This window comes from Kitasatospora sp. NPDC059795 (assembly GCF_042732175.1).
Lineage (GTDB): Bacteria > Actinomycetota > Actinomycetes > Streptomycetales > Streptomycetaceae > Kitasatospora.
In genome coordinates this window covers 214,372-228,237 of sequence record NZ_JBHWID010000015.1, presented here as the reverse complement: position 1 = coordinate 228,237, position 13,866 = coordinate 214,372, and the positions used below count along the sequence as shown (strand labels likewise).

At 74.3% G+C, this 13,866-nt stretch carries 12 protein-coding genes; 5 read left to right on the top strand and 7 right to left on the bottom strand.

Annotated features, from left to right (window positions below):
- From ACFV4P_RS28030 to ACFV4P_RS28020, 3 genes are all read left to right on the top strand, one after another.
- Positions 1 to 418, top strand: a 418-nt coding sequence (locus tag ACFV4P_RS28030; protein WP_380475670.1) for an electron transfer flavoprotein subunit beta/FixA family protein, incomplete at its 5' end; no start/stop codon positions are given.
- Between the two features lie 38 nt (positions 419 to 456).
- Positions 457 to 1,413: an electron transfer flavoprotein subunit alpha/FixB family protein gene (locus tag ACFV4P_RS28025; protein WP_380475668.1), complete on the top strand. Its 957-nt coding sequence runs from the start codon at positions 457 to 459 to the stop codon at positions 1,411 to 1,413.
- Positions 1,414 to 1,635: 222 nt separating this feature from the next.
- Entirely contained in the window at positions 1,636 to 2,277 is a 642-nt protein-coding gene (locus ACFV4P_RS28020) for a DedA family protein (RefSeq protein ID WP_380475666.1), read from the top strand.
- A 144-nt stretch (positions 2,278 to 2,421) separates the two neighbouring features.
- On the opposite strand, the gene ACFV4P_RS28015 is transcribed toward ACFV4P_RS28020, so the two are convergent.
- From ACFV4P_RS28015 to ACFV4P_RS28005, 3 genes are read right to left on the bottom strand one after another with little or no spacing between them, the layout of a single operon-like run.
- Positions 2,422 to 2,994 (bottom strand): dihydrofolate reductase family protein, encoded by a 573-nt coding sequence (locus ACFV4P_RS28015; protein WP_380475664.1) that lies wholly within the window; start codon positions 2,992 to 2,994, stop codon positions 2,422 to 2,424.
- Between the two features lie 30 nt (positions 2,995 to 3,024).
- Complete coding sequence (locus tag ACFV4P_RS28010; protein ID WP_380475662.1) at positions 3,025 to 3,780, bottom strand: SRPBCC domain-containing protein; 756 nt, start codon at positions 3,778 to 3,780, stop codon at positions 3,025 to 3,027.
- Positions 3,777 to 4,427 (bottom strand): ArsR/SmtB family transcription factor, encoded by a 651-nt coding sequence (locus tag ACFV4P_RS28005; protein ID WP_380475660.1) that lies wholly within the window; start codon positions 4,425 to 4,427, stop codon positions 3,777 to 3,779. Before ACFV4P_RS28005 ends, ACFV4P_RS28010 begins: the two co-directional genes overlap by 4 nt.
- A 385-nt stretch (positions 4,428 to 4,812) precedes the next feature.
- Here ACFV4P_RS28005 and ACFV4P_RS28000 point away from each other — a divergent pair, with 385 nt between their 5' ends.
- Entirely contained in the window at positions 4,813 to 5,631 is an 819-nt protein-coding gene (locus tag ACFV4P_RS28000) for a class I SAM-dependent methyltransferase (protein WP_380475658.1), read from the top strand.
- Between the two features lie 55 nt (positions 5,632 to 5,686).
- Here ACFV4P_RS28000 and ACFV4P_RS27995 read toward each other — a convergent pair whose 3' ends face one another.
- On the bottom strand, positions 5,687 to 6,697 hold the full coding sequence (locus tag ACFV4P_RS27995; protein WP_073808414.1) for an Acg family FMN-binding oxidoreductase: 1,011 nt from the start codon (positions 6,695 to 6,697) through the stop codon (positions 5,687 to 5,689).
- Positions 6,698 to 6,901: 204 nt separating this feature from the next.
- Positions 6,902 to 8,170 carry an ROK family transcriptional regulator gene (locus ACFV4P_RS27990; RefSeq protein WP_380475682.1) on the bottom strand — a complete coding sequence of 423 codons (1,269 nt, stop codon included), beginning with the start codon at positions 8,168 to 8,170 and terminating at the stop codon, positions 6,902 to 6,904.
- Positions 8,171 to 8,390: 220 nt separating this feature from the next.
- Between ACFV4P_RS27990 and ACFV4P_RS27985 the strand changes: the two genes are divergently transcribed.
- Positions 8,391 to 9,395: an aldo/keto reductase family protein gene (locus ACFV4P_RS27985; protein WP_380475656.1), complete on the top strand. Its 1,005-nt coding sequence runs from the start codon at positions 8,391 to 8,393 to the stop codon at positions 9,393 to 9,395.
- A gap of 93 nt (positions 9,396 to 9,488) precedes the next feature.
- Here the strand turns inward: ACFV4P_RS27985 and ACFV4P_RS27980 are convergent, their stop codons facing one another.
- Together ACFV4P_RS27980 and ACFV4P_RS27975 are read right to left on the bottom strand one after the other, a co-directional pair.
- Positions 9,489 to 11,669: a SpoIIE family protein phosphatase gene (locus tag ACFV4P_RS27980; RefSeq protein WP_380475654.1), complete on the bottom strand. Its 2,181-nt coding sequence runs from the start codon at positions 11,667 to 11,669 to the stop codon at positions 9,489 to 9,491.
- Positions 11,666 to 13,855, bottom strand: a complete 2,190-nt coding sequence (locus ACFV4P_RS27975) for a SpoIIE family protein phosphatase (protein WP_380475652.1) — start codon at positions 13,853 to 13,855, stop codon at positions 11,666 to 11,668. The genes ACFV4P_RS27980 and ACFV4P_RS27975 overlap by 4 nt, the downstream gene beginning before the upstream one ends.
- Between the last annotated feature and the right edge of the window lie 11 nt (positions 13,856 to 13,866).

Here is a 13,866-nt window from a genome sequence, read left to right as displayed (position 1 = left end):
CGACGGCACGATGGGCGTGCTGCCCGCGCTGCTCGCGGAGCGCCTTGGCGTGGCGCAGGCGACGCTGCTGTCGGAGGTGTCGGTCGCCGGCGGTGTGGTGACCGGTCGTCGTGACGGCGACGCGGCGACGGAGGTCGTGGAGGCGGCGCTGCCGGCGGTGGTGTCGGTGACCGACCAGTCGGGCGAGGCCCGTTACCCGTCGTTCAAGGGCATCATGGCCGCGAAGAAGAAGCCGGTCACGGCGCTGGACCTGGACGATCTGGGCGTCGACGCGGAGGCGGTGGGTCTGGCCGGGGCGTGGACGAAGGTCGCGGAGGTCACCGCCCGCCCCGCGCGGAGCCGGGGCGTGATCGTGACGGACGAGGGCGACGGCGGCACGCGGCTGGCCGCGTACCTCGCCGAGCAGAAGTTCATCTGACGGGCCGCCGGGAACCTTCGAAGGATACGGAGTTAGTCATGAGTGAGATCCTGGTCCTGGTCGACCACGCCGACGGCGCGGTGCGCAAGCCCGCTCTGGAGCTGCTGACCCTGGCCCGCCGTCTGGGCGCCCCGTCCGCGGTCGTCCTCGGCGCGGGCGACGCGGCCGCCGCGATCGCCGCGAAGGCCGCCGAGTTCGGCGCCGAGAAGGTGTACGTCGCGGACGGCGCCGGGTTCGCGGACCTGCTGGTCGTGCCGAAGGTCGACGCGCTGACCCAGATCGCGAAGGCGTCCGGTGCCGCCGCCGTGCTGGTCACCTCCGGCGGGGAGGGCAAGGAGGTCGCCGCGCGGACCGCGCTGCGGCTGGGTTCGGGTCTGATCACGGACGCCGTCGACCTGGAGCAGGGCGCGGACGGTCCGGTGGCGACGCAGTCGGTGTTCGCGGCGTCGTTCCAGGTGAAGTCGGCCGTGACGGTCGGCGTGCCGGTGATCACGGTGAAGCCGAACAGCGCCGCCCCCGAGGCCGCGCCGGCCGCCGGCGCCGTGGAGAACGTGACGGTCGAGTTCGGCGGGAGCGCGGCGAAGGTGACCTCCCGCACGCCGCGGGTGTCGACCGGGCGTCCGGAGCTGACCGAGGCCGCGATCGTGGTCTCCGGCGGTCGGGGCGTCGGCGCGGCGGAGGGCTTCTCCGTGGTCGAGGACCTCGCGGACGCGCTCGGCGCGGCCGTGGGCGCCTCCCGCGCCGCGGTCGACGCGGGCTGGTACCCGCACACCAACCAGGTCGGCCAGACCGGCAAGCAGGTCTCCCCGCAGCTGTACGTCGCGGCGGGCATCTCGGGCGCGATCCAGCACCGCGCGGGCATGCAGACCTCGAAGACCATCGTCGCGGTCAACAAGGACCCCGAGGCCCCGATCTTCGAACTCGTCGACTACGGCGTCGTCGGCGACCTGTTCACCGTCCTGCCCCAGCTCACCAACGAGGTCAAGGCCGGCTGACGGCCCCACCGCCACCGCCCCGGAAGGGCGCGACCACCACGGTCGCGCCCTTCCGGCGTTTTCGGCTTCCGGCGTTTTCGGCTTCCGACGCTTTCGACTTCCGACGCTTCCGGCATTTTCGGCTTCCGACGGGCCGCGGTTGCGCCTCCCCCACCAACATCGTCTACAGTCGCGTAGACGGTCTACTCGCATGTAGACACCGAGCGCCCCGGAGGCCACGCCGTGTACGCCCACTCCGTCCTGCTGGCGGTCAATCCGCTCGACGCATCCTCGCTGCTGGCGGCCTTCGGCGCGCTCGGCATCGCCGCCGTGCTGTTCGCCGAGACGGGCCTGCTGATCGGCTTCTTCCTGCCGGGAGACTCCCTGCTGTTCACCGCCGGCCTGCTCTGCACGCCCGGCCTGCACTCCGGCCCGCACCTGAGCCTGCCGCAGGTCCTGGTCGCCGCCGTGGTCGGCGCCCTCGCCGGGGCCCAGGTCGGCCACCTGCTCGGCCGCAAGGGCGGCCGAGCCCTGCTGGAACGTTCCCGCAACCGCCGCCTGCACGAGGGCGCCCAGCGCGCCGAGGAGCTGCTCACCCGCTACGGCCACGCCAAAGCGATCACACTGGCCCGCTTCGTCCCCGTGGTGCGCACCGTCCTCAACCCGCTGGCCGGCGCCCTCGGCGTCCCCACCCGCACCTTCGCGCTCTGGCAGACCGTCGGCGGCCTCGTCTGGACCGTCGGCCTGATCCTCGGCGGCTACGCGCTCGGCTCCACCATCCCCAACGTCGACCACTACCTGCTCCCCGCCATCGCGGTGATCGTCGTGATCTCCCTGCTCCCGCTCGCCCTCGAATTCCGCCGCTCCCGCACCGCCCGCGGCTGACCGCCGCCGACACACGCCAACGCGCCACCGCCCGCCGCCGACCGACGTCAACGGCGGGCGGTGGCGCGTTGCCCTGCCGCTCGGCCGCCCGGCCGCCCGGCCGCCCGGCCGCTCCGCCGCGCGGCGGACCGCTCGGCGGGCCACTCAGCGGACGACGTCGAAGACCTGCTTCTGCACGCCGTTGCGGTAGACCTCGTGCTCGACCAGCGCCAGCTTCTGGGCGTCCTTGTCGGTGGCGCTGAACAGCCGCTTGCCGGCGCCGAGCAGCAGCGGGAACACCAGCAGGTGGTACCGGTCGATCAGCCCGGCGTCGGACAGGCCCTGGTTCAGGGTGGCGCTGCCGTGCACGATGATCGGACCACCCTCGGTCTCCTTCAGCGCGGCGACCTCGTCCAGCGAGCGCAGGATGCTGGTCTCGCCCCAGTTGGCGACCAGCTGCTCCTCGCCGAGGGTGGTCGACACGACGTACTTCGGCAGCGTCCGGTAGCGCGCGAACTCCGCCATCTCCGGCCAGACCGGGCTGAACGCCTCGTAGCTGACCCGGCCCATCAGGATCGCGTCGGACTCCTCCTGCTCCCGCGCCTTGAGCTCGAACGCCTCGGGGAGGAACTCGATGTCCTTGAACGTCCAGCCGGCGTTGCGGTAACCGGGCTCGCCGCCCGGGGCCTCCACGACGCCGTCGAGCGAGATGAAAGCCGTGCTGATCAGGGTGCGCATGATGGTGCTCTCCTTCGTCGTCGAGGTGCTTCAGTACTCGGTGCGCCCGGGTGCCGCCAGGACGTCGGTCAGCCAGCGCTGCCACCCGGCCTCCGCCGCGGCGACGTCCACGCCCCCGCCGAAGAGGTGGTGGAACATCAGCACCGGGCCGCCGCCGTGGTGGAAGGTGTAGAGCCCGTCGACGGTGCGGATCTCGAACCGCTCCTCGTCGGACCACGTCAACTCGCCGTCCAGCGGCGGCAGTCCGGCCGGCTCGACGTGTGCCCGGTCGCCGACGGCGGCGGCGGTCGGCAGCGACAGGGCGCGGGCGAGCGCGGCCCGCGCGGGCTGCCCGGCGGCCTGCGCCACGGCGAAGACCGGGCGTCCGGTGCGGCCGGGGAAGTGCGCCAGGTACTCGCGCAGCGTGTGCAGGTGGAACGGCCAGCCGCGGCGCAGCGCGTCGTACTCGTCCTGCCAGTCGTCGCCGAGCATGCCGCTGTGGACGACGCGCAGCACGGTGCTGCCGCCCTCGCGCCCCTCGATGAGGTACTCGAAGGCCATGAACCGGCCGTCGTCCGCGGTGCCCGTCCGGGTGGCGAAGCGCTTGCCGGGCTCGTAGGCGGTGATCACCGCCTCCTCGCGGTGGCCGCCGACGTCCATTGCGGCGGTGCCGCCTTCGCGGGGGTCGACCTCGTTGCGGCCCATGAACCAGGACTCGATGCCGGGCCCGGTGGCGATCGCCTCCCAGACCTGTTCCGGGTCTGCGGGCAGGACGATCTCCTGCTCGATCTCGAAGGGGTGCGTCATCGGGGGTTCTCCTGCGGTGCGTCGAGCCGGTCGGTGTCGGTGTCGGTGGCCGCAGCCGGGTCGGGGGCCGGGTCGGGGATCTGGTGCAGGCCGACGACCACCCGGTGCCTTCGGCCCTGCGGCGCGGTCTCGTCGTGGTAGCGGCCGACCAGGCCGGCGACGGCCTGGGAGAGTTCCTCGGCGAACGCCGCCCGGTCGGCGGCGGAGGCGAACCGCACCTCGGCGTCGATGCCGAAGCTCGCCACCCGCTGGCCGGCCCGGGCCGCGCCGGTCAGCAGCGATCCGACCTCCTGCACCAGGCGGGCCCCGAGCGCCAGCAACCAGCGGGCCGAGAGCCGGTCGGGCGACCGGTCCGGATCCGGGCTGACGGCGGCCAGCGCGCTCGGCGAGATCACGTACGAGGCGGCCGTGGCGCGGTACACCCGCTCGGTGACGTTGCCCTTCCGCCGTTCCTCGGCCAACTCGACCAGGCCGTGCCGCTCCAGCTCCTTCAGGTGGTAGTTCACCTTCTGCCGGGGCAGCCCCAACCGGCCCGCCAGCATGGCGGCGGAGCCGGGCTCCGCGAGGGCGGCGAGGATCCGCGACCGTATCGGGTCGAGCGAGGCCTCGGCCGCGGCGGCCTCCTCGATCACTGCGACATCCAACACCTCTCCACCCTCCGTTCCAGGCGCCCCGGCGGCTTCCGGGGACGACTCCAGCATCGCGCCGACCGGAAAACCTGTCAAGACAAAAAAATTTGTCGGTGGCTGCGGAAGCAGAATCCGGCAGCGGCGGCAGAGTCCGCTGGGCCCAGCGGCTTCCGCGCCGCCCAGGACTGGCTGGTGGCCCACGGAGCCCACCTCGGCCCGACCCTCCGCCTCACCCACGCGGCACTCGCCCCAAAACACCCCGGCATCCCCGCCACCCCCGCCACCCCGACGACCTCGGTGAACGGATGCGTCAGTGCGGTACGTGGCAGTGCCGCGGGGCCTGAGCGGCCCCGCCCGGCCGGGCTATGATCACCCACCGACCGACGAGTCCAGGGGAACCAGCATGCCGTCCACCACGAGTTTCGACGCCAACGAACGCACGGCCTGGGCCGGGCGGGCCGACGCCTACGCCGCGACGTTCGGACGGCTGTGCGCCCACACCGTGCCGGAACTCCTCGACGCCGCAGGCGTGTTCGGCGCGGGAACCCGTCTGCTGGACGTGGGCACCGGCCCGGGCACGGTCGCGGCGGCGGCGCACGCCCGCGGCGCGGAGGTGACCGCGGTGGACGCCGAGCCGAGCATGGTCCAACTCGCCCGCCGGGCCGTCCCGTCCGCCCGGATCGAACTCGCAGCGCTGCCCGAACTCCCCTTCCCGGACGCCGAGTTCGACGCGGTGGTCGCCAACTTCGCGCTCAACCACGTCGGCCGCCCGCTGCTCGCCCTGGCCGAACTGCGCCGGGTGCTGCGCCCCGGCGGCCGCCTCGCCGTGACCATCTGGTCCGGCACCCCGGGCCCGGGCCAGACGCTGATCCCGCAGGCCCTCCAGGCCGCCGGCGCGGTCCGTCCGCCGCACCTGGGTCCGCTCGACCCGGCCGACGACTTCCCCCGCACCCCGGACGGCCTGGCCGCCCTCCTCACCACCGCCGGCCTGCAGGACGCCGCCTGCCGCACCCTCTCCTGGGACCACCGCACCACCGCCGAGGACTGGTGGGCAGGCCCGGCCTCCGGCGTCGCCACCATCGGCCTGACCCTGCTCGCCCAGACCCCCGAGACCCGCAACAAGGCCCACCGCCACTACAACCGCCTCGCCACCACCTTCCGCACCCCGAACGGCACCCTGGCCCTCCCCCACACCGCCCTACTCGCCACCGCCACCCGCTGACCACGGCCCCCGGCACCCGGCACCCGGCACCCACCGGGCAATCGAGCAACCGGGCTCAGGACGCCGGGACGCTGCCGCCCAGCAGTTCCTCGACCTCGCGGCGCGGGGTGTCCGACCCGCGCGGCCCGTAGCCGATCCGTAGCACCAACTGCACGGTGCCGACGCCGGATTCGGGGTTGCGCAGCCGCCACCGGGTGTCCGGAAGTTCGACGGCCTGGTGGAGCACGGAGACCCGGACGCCGTGCGCGGTCGCCACCAGCCAGACGCGTTCCATGGCCTGGCCGGCCCGCAGCCAGTCGGCCGGGGTGTCGCCGCGGGTGGAGATCGTCACCAACTGCGGGAGCGCTTCGAAGCGTTGCGAGCGGACCGGGCCGTGCCCGGTGAAGTCCCGTACGGGGACGCGGGCTTCGTGGTCCTGCGGCCCGAGCGCCGCCACCGGGATGCCGTCGGCGGAGGGTTCGCCGCGCAGCCAACTACCGGTCTCCGCAAGGCGGGCGGCGTCGGCGACGATGCGGGCCTCCGCCTCGGCGACCAGGGCCAGCACCCGGCGCGTCTCGGCCTCCTCCGGCGCGTCCAGGACGGCGTCCTCGGCGGCGGCGGCCGCGATCAGCTCACCGACCACCGACTCGGGCACGTCCCGGTTGTTGAACGGTTCCCGGCTGGAGTGCCGAAGCGCGATCGCTCCCGCCAACTCGGCTGTCTCGTACGGGACTCCGCGCGGCCCGAAGTGCACCACCGCGACCGGGGAGTGCGCGTCGAACGGTCCGGGCAGCAGTTCCAGTTCGTCCACCGGAAGGCCCTGCCGGGCGGCCGCGACCCGCAGGTTGAACAGCGCCGCGCCGACCGACAGCAGCATGCCCCGGCCGTCCGGGTCGGCGACCGGGACGGCCCGGTCGGGGTCCGCGAACACCAGGACGCCGTGGCCGTCATCGGTCGCCCGGAACTGCCAGGGCTGGGAGTTGTGCAGCGAGGGCGCCGCGCCGGCCGCCGCCACCAGTACCCGTAGCTCCTGCACGCTCAGTGCCGCCCCCGGTCCGCCCCTCGTACCAGCCGTCGACTCGACCATCGCGGATCACTCCTCGCCGCATCCATCGTCGCGTTGCACGTGTCCCTGGCTTGAGCGTGCGCCTCCGGCGGGCCGCTCCGGTAGGGCCCAAAGGCCCCTGCGGGGCGACCTCCGCCCCTTCCCCGCCAGCGGAAAGCCGCCCGCAATGCCACCCGGAGGGCCGCCCGCAATGCCACCCGGAAAGCCACGAACACACCAGCGCGCTCACGCCGAGGCGGTGCGTCGCACGAACACCTCCAGCCGGGCCGCCTCCAGCGCCGTCGCCACCGCACCCAGCAGCACCGCGTCCTCACCGAGCGTGCTCGCCACCACCCTGGGCCGCAGCTCGCAGGTGCGGTGCAGGGCCTCCTCCAGCAGCGGCAGCAGCAGGTCCGCGCTGCGGCCCAGCCCGCCGCCCAGCACGAGCAGATCGGGGTCGGCGACGGCCGCCACCACGGCCACCGCGAAGGCGAGTTGCTGCGCCTGCCGGGATATCGCCTCCCGTGCGGCCCAATCGCCGGCCCGGGCCGCCGCGCACACCTCCTCGGCGGTGCGGACACTGGTCAGTCCGAGCCGCCACGCCTCGCCGACCACCGCGTCGGCCGCCACCACCTCTTCCAGCAACACATCTTGACGCACCGTCAGATCGCCGACGGGTCTGGGGAGTTGCAGCATGCCGATCTCGCCGGCCGCCCCGTGCGCACCGGTCCACAACTCGCCGTCCCGCACCAGGCCCACCCCGACGCCCGTGCCGACCAGCAGGTACGCGAAGACCGAACTGCCCGCCCCCGCACCGTAGGTGTACTCGCCGAGGGCAGCCAGGTTGGCGTCGTTGGCGACCTGCACGGGCATGCCGAGGCCGTCCGCGATCCGGTCGAACAGGCCCGGCCGGGCCCAGCCGGGCAGGTGCGCGGCGTGCCGCATCACCCGCCGCCGCTCGTCCCACACGCCGGGGCTGCCGATCACCGCCCGCACCACACCGCCCTCGACCGACCCGCAGCCCACACCCAGGCCACCGCCGCCCCCGCCGACCCCGCCGCCCTCGGCCGCCGCGGCGTCGGCGAGCGTCTCGCGGGCGGTGGCGACCAGCGCGTCCGCGACGCCCGGCCCGGTCCTGGCCCGGTTCGGGACGTCCCGGCGGGCCACCACCCGGCCCGCCAGGTCGGCGACGGCGACCCGCAGCCGGGCCCGGCCGATGTCCATCCCGAGCACGTACCCCGCGCCCGCGTCGGCTCGGTACAGCACAGCGGTGCGGCCCCGGCAGGGGGCCAGCGTGCCGGCCTCCCGGACCAGCCCGGCCGTCTCCAGCGAGCCCAGCGCCGCGGACACCGTCGGCTTCGACAGGCCGGTGTCACGGGCGAGTTGGGCCCGCGAGGACGGGCCCCCGGTGCGCAGCAGTTCCAGCAGCAGCCACTCGTTGTTGCTGCGCAGCCGCTGCCGGTTCCACCGGGCCGGCTCGGGCGCCCGGTCGGCGGGCCTGCGCACGACGGGCATCGCCTGCGGGTGGGTCACGGTTCCTCTTCTCCGGTCGGGACAGTCCGCCCGCCCCCGCCGGCCATACCGTCACAGACTCACTGTCGTCCTCGTCCAGGTCGTCACTCCGCGCCGCCGTCGGGGTCGACGCCGGCACGCCCGCACGCACCGGCCCGCTCCCGGTTCCCGCGGCACGGCGATGGTACCCACCGGAGCCGTCGGCTGACGTACCGTACAGATCATGGAATTCCGTCACCTGGGCCGCAGCGGCCTGATCGTCAGTGAAATCGCCTACGGCAACTGGCTCACCCACGGTTCACAGGTCGAGGAGGACACCGCGGCCGCGTGCATCCGAGCCGCCCTCGACGCGGGCATCACCACCTTCGACACGGCCGACGTGTACGCGGAGACCCGCGCCGAGTCGGTCCTCGGCCGGGCCCTGCAGGGCGAGCGCCGCGAGGGGCTGGAGATCCTCACCAAGGTGTTCTGGCCGACCGGTCCCGGCCGCAACGACCGCGGGCTGGGCCGCAAGCACATCATGGAGTCGATCGACGCCTCGCTGCGCCGCCTGCAGACCGACTACGTGGACGTGTACCAGGCGCACCGCTACGACCCGTCCACGCCGCTGGAGGAGACCATGGAGGCGTTCGCCGACGTGGTCCGCTCCGGCAAGGCGCTGTACATCGGCGTGTCCGAGTGGACGGCCGACCAGATCCGCGCCGGCCACGCGCTGGCCCGCGAGCTGCGCGTCCCGTTCGTCTCCAACCAGCCCCAGTACAGCGCGCTGTGGCGGGTCATCGAAGGTGAAGTCGTCCCCGCCTGCGAGGAGTTGGGGATCGGACAGGTGGTGTGGTCGCCGATCGCGCAGGGCGTGCTGACCGGCAAGTACCGGCCCGGCGCGCAGCCCCCGGCGGGCTCCCGGGCCACCGACGAGAAGGGCGGCGCGAACTTCGTCGCCCGCTGGCTGCGCGACGACGTGCTGGAGCGGGTCGAGCTGCTGCGCCCGCTCGCCGACCAGGCGGGCCTGTCGCTGGCCCAGTTGGCCGTCGCGTGGGTGCTGCAGAACTCCAACGTGTCCGCCGCGATCATCGGCGCCTCCCGGCCGGAGCAGGTCACCGAGAACGCCAAGGCCGCCGGCGTGAAGCTGGAGCCGGAGCTGCTCGCCCGGATGGACGAAGTCCTGTCGCCCGTCGCGGTGTCGGACCCGGCGAAGACCGCCGAGAACGCCCCCAAGGCCCGCCCCTGACGGCCCCCACCGGGCGACACCCCGAAGCACCTCCGCGGAGCACGCCCGCGAAGTACCTCCGCGGCGCGCCCGGCCGTCGAACTCCCTTGCCTGCTAAGGCCGGTCGGCCGGCAGGTCCTGCTGCGCCCAGATGGTCTTGCCGTGCCGGCCGAACCGGGTGCCCCAGCGCTGCGCCAGCCGCCCGATGATGTACAGCCCGCGGCCGCCCTCGTCGGTGCTCTTGGCCCGCCGCAGGTGCGGGGTGCTGGCGGAGGCGTCGGAGACCTCGCAGATCAGGCCGCGGTCGTTGATCAGCCGCAGCCTGATCGGCGGCACGCCGTAGCGGATCGCGTTCGTGACCAGTTCGCTGACGATCAGGCCGGTGACGAAGTCCAGTTCCTCCAACCCCCAGGCGGCGAGCTGGTGTTCGGCCAGCCGCCGGGCGGTGCGCACCACTGCCGGGTCGTCGGGCAGCGTCCACACCGCGACCTGCTCGTCCGGCAGCGCCCGGGTGCGGGCCAGCAGCAGCACGGCGTCCTCGCGCTGCCGTTCGGGCAGCAGCGCGTACACCACCCGGTCGCACAGTTCGCGCAGCTCCTCCTCCCCGGCCCGCGCCAGCGCCCGTTCCAGCACGGCCCGGCGCGCCCCGAACCGCTCCCCCAGCTCCCCCGCCTCGCCCGCCTCGCCGGATGCGCCCAATACGCCCGATGCGCCGGTGCGGGGCCGACCGGACATCAACCCGCCGGTGTACAGCGCCAGCACGCTGCCCTGCGCGAGTTCGAGGGTCGTCGTCTCGTAGCACTTGTCGCCGCAGCCCAGCGGCAGCGCGAGCTCGACGGGGAACGGAAGCGCCTCGCCGTCGGGGCCGACCAGCACCGGCCCGGGGTGTCCGGCGGACGCGGCGACGCAGGTCCGCGCGATCGGGTCGTACACCAGGTACAGGCAGGACGCGAGGCCGTCCGGCAGCCGGTCCGCACCGGGCGGCAGGGTGTTGCGCTGCTCGTCGGTCAGCACCCGCGCGGTCTCGTCGAGGCGCACCAGCAGCTCGTCCGGCGACAGGTCCTGCACGGCCAAGGTCCGTAGCGCGGTGCGGAGTTGGCCCATCAGTGCGGCGGCTTCGATGCCGGTGCCGTTGACGCTCCCGATGGCGAGGCCGACCCGGGCGCCGGACAGCGGGACGATGTCGTACCAGTCGCCGCCGGGCCCGACCACGCCGGGCAGGTAGACCTGCGCGGTCTCCACGGCGCTCAGTTCGGGCGGTTCCTTGGGCAGGAGTTGGCGTTGCAGGGTGGTGGCGATGGAACGTTCGCGGGCGTAGCTGCGGGCCTTGTCGATGGACAGCGCGCCGCGCGAGGCGAGTTCGACGGCGAGGTCGAGGTCGGCCTGTTCGAAGGGGTCGGTGCGCCGGTCCCGGTAGAGCGTGAGCAGGCCGAGCACGGTGTCGTGGGCCGTCAGCGGCGCGACGATCATCGAGTGCACGCCGAGTCCGGTGAGCCGGCGTCCGCGTGCGGGGTCGGCGGTCAGCCAGTCCTCGTCGCCGCGGAGCCCGCGCACCAGGCGGGCCCGTCCGTCGTGGAGCACCTGGCTGTACGGGGTGGGGGCGCCGTAGGTGGACAGTTCGCCCTGCGGGACGGGGCCCTTCTCGCCGATGCCGCGGCCGGGGCCGCGGGTGGCGCGGAAGGCGGCGCGGCGCAGCGGGGCGGCGGGGTCGACGGGTCCGGCGTGGGGCGGCAGTCCGCGCAGGGGTTCGTCGAGCAGGTCGACGGTGGCGATGTCGGCGAGGCGGGGGACGGCGACGTCGGTGAGTTCCTCGGCGGAGCCGATGGCGTCGAGGGAGGCGCCGAGTTGGCGGTGTGCGGTGTGCAGGATGTCGAGGCGGTCGAGGGCGGCCTGCCGTTCGGTGACGTCCTCGATGATGGCGAGCAGGTAGCGGTGGCCGGTGGGGGATTCGACCGGGAAGCAGGAGACGGCGCCGACCCGGTCGCTGCTGGGGTCGCCGGGGGCGAGGCCGCGGATCAGGCGGTCGCGGATCCATTCGCCGTCCTGGAGGGACTGGCGGGCGAGGGTTTCGAGTTCGGCGGCGTCGTAGCCGGGGGCGAAGTCGCCGGCGCAGTGGCCGCCGATCCCGGTGTCGCCGCCGCGTGCGACGGCGTTGCGGCGGACCGGGCGGAGGTCGTGGTCGAGCAGGTAGAGGCCTAGCGGGGCCTGCGTGAAGACGGCGTCGAGCAGCGCCGGGTCGTCGTCGCCCGGTGCGTCGCGGCGGGCGTGGTCGGTGTCGCTGTTGCGGGTGCTCATCGCGGCAGGTCTCCTGTCGGGCGGGCCTGCGCGGGCCGGGTGGCCGGGCCGGGGCGGGTGGTCGTGGCGGAGCGGGTGGTCGTGGTGGCATGGCTGGTCGTGGTGGCATGGCTGGTCGGGGTGGCGCGGCCGGTCGGGCCGGACCGGGTCGTCGAGGTCGAGCGGGTCGCCGGCGTGGGCCGAAAGGCGATCATGGCGATGTCGTCGCGGACGTCGGCGACCCGGCCGGTGAGGTGTTCGCACAGCTCGGCGAGCGGGCGGTGGCGCGCTTCGGCGGCGGCTTCGCAGAGCCGGGCGATGCCCTCGTTGAGGTGTTCGCCGGGCACTTCGACCAGGCCGTCGGTGTAGAACAGCAGCGTTTCACCGGGTCCTATCGGGTCGCGGTGGGTGACGCGCGGGCGGCGCGGGTCGACGCACAGCGGGACGTCGGCGTCCTCCGCGGCCAGCAGCCGGGGCGGGCCGGTGACGGGGACGAGGACGGGCGGCGGGTGGCCGGCGTTGCTCCACTCGACCTCCCAGGCGCCGTCCGCGCCGTGCCGGGTGAGGCGGGCGTGCACGGCGGTGGCGAAGGTGCCGAGGCCCAGTCCTTCGGCGGCGGTGTCGAGTTCGCGCAGGGTGTCGGCGGGGGTGTGGCCGTGCGGGCGGGTGTAGGCGATGGAGCGCAGCATGGCGCGGAGTTGGCCCATGGTGGTGGCGGCGGCGAGGTCGTGGCCGGCGACGTCGCCGATGGTCATGGCGAGCGAGCCGTCGGGGAGGGTGAACGCGTCGTACCAGTCGCCGCCGACTTCGGCGTTGCGGCTGCCGGGGCGGTAGCGGGCGGCGAGGTCGGCGCCGCCGATCCGGGGCGGGGTGGTGAGCATGGCGCGTTGCAGGACGACGGCGGTGTGTCGGGCGCGTTGCAGGGCGAGGGCCTGTCGCAGGGGTGCTTGGGCGCGTTGCAGGACTTCGTGCTGGAGGTCGATGTCGGCGGGCCCGGGCGGGGGTGCGCCTTCGCAGTCGGCGGTGGCGGCGAGGGCGACGACGGCGCCGTCGACGACGATCGGCAGCAGGGTGAGGCTGGTGGCGCGGGCGCGGATCAGCCAGCGGACGGAGATCTCGGGGAGGCTGCCGCCGGGGACGCTGCCGTGACCGAATTCGATCACCACGGGGGTGCGGTCGGAAACCGCTTTCCGTGCGCGTTCGCCGAGTGTGAAGGTCTGCCGGTTGATGGGGGGCAGCGGGGGCAGTCCGGGGCGGGCGACGGCGGCGACGCGGGTGGCGACGACGTCGCCGCCGGCGGCGTCGGGTTCGCGCAGCAGGTAGACGGCGCACACGTCGGTGAGGTCGGGGACGAGGGTGGCGGCGAGGGCGGCGAAGGCGTCGTCGGCGCGTTCGGCCTCGGTGACGGCGCCCGCCCGGGCGAGCAGGCGTTCGCGCAGGCGGTTGCGCCACTGGTCCTCGATGTCGCTGGTGGTGCCGATCCATTCGGCGGGTCCGCCGTCGCGGAGGATGGGGACGGCGCGGGCGCGGACGTGCCGGTATCCGCCGTCCCGGCCGCGGATCCGGAAGACGTGTTCGAACGGGGTGGGCAGGTCGCGGGCGGCGTCGGCCCAGCGGGCGGCGACCTCGTCGCGGTCCTGGGGGTGGATGACGTCCAGCCAACCGGTGCCGGCGGCTTCGGGGAACGGCTGTCCGGTGAGGGCCTGCCAGCCGGGGACGAGTTCGTCGGCGGTGCCGTCGGTGTGGACCAGCCACACCATCTGGGAGGCGGCGGACATGAGTGCCTCGTAGCGCCGCAGGGTCTGCAGGCGTTCGACGGAGAGGCGTTCGGCTTCGAGGGCGGAGTGCAGTTCGGCGGTGGTGTCGATGGCGGCGACGAGGATGCCGGGGCCCCCAGCGGTGCCGGCGGGCGAGCAGGAGTACACGAAGTGCCGGTGGACGGTGCCGCCTTCGGGGCAGGTCAGGGTGCGCGGGGCGGTGACCTGTCGGGCGATGCCGTAGGTGAGGACGGCGTCGAGGGTGGCGACGAAACGCTCGGCGCCCGGTTCCGGGAACACCTCACGGGCCGGGATGCCGAGCGGGCGGTCGCCGAACAGCTCTCGGAACGCGTCGTTGGTGTACACCAGGCGGTGTTCGCGGCCGGCGGTCAGGGCGATCGCCACGACGGCACGGTCGAACACCTCGGGTGTCAGTGGTGTGTCCGGCACCCCGCGGGTCC

What these genes read in the sequence shown, in the direction of transcription:
- ACFV4P_RS28025 (WP_380475668.1), top strand. Translation starts at nt 457, where the DNA reads ATGAGTGAGATCCTGGTCCTGGTCGACCACGCCGACGGCGCGGTGCGC.
- ACFV4P_RS28015 (WP_380475664.1), bottom strand. Translation starts at nt 2,994, where the DNA reads ATGCGCACCCTGATCAGCACGGCTTTCATCTCGCTCGACGGCGTCGTG.
- ACFV4P_RS28010 (WP_380475662.1), bottom strand. Translation starts at nt 3,780, where the DNA reads ATGACGCACCCCTTCGAGATCGAGCAGGAGATCGTCCTGCCCGCAGAC.
- ACFV4P_RS28000 (WP_380475658.1), top strand. Translation starts at nt 4,813, where the DNA reads ATGCCGTCCACCACGAGTTTCGACGCCAACGAACGCACGGCCTGGGCC.
- ACFV4P_RS27995 (WP_073808414.1), bottom strand. Translation starts at nt 6,697, where the DNA reads ATGGTCGAGTCGACGGCTGGTACGAGGGGCGGACCGGGGGCGGCACTG.
- ACFV4P_RS27990 (WP_380475682.1), bottom strand. Translation starts at nt 8,170, where the DNA reads ATGCCCGTCGTGCGCAGGCCCGCCGACCGGGCGCCCGAGCCGGCCCGG.
- ACFV4P_RS27985 (WP_380475656.1), top strand. Translation starts at nt 8,391, where the DNA reads ATGGAATTCCGTCACCTGGGCCGCAGCGGCCTGATCGTCAGTGAAATC.
- ACFV4P_RS27980 (WP_380475654.1), bottom strand. Translation starts at nt 11,669, where the DNA reads ATGAGCACCCGCAACAGCGACACCGACCACGCCCGCCGCGACGCACCG.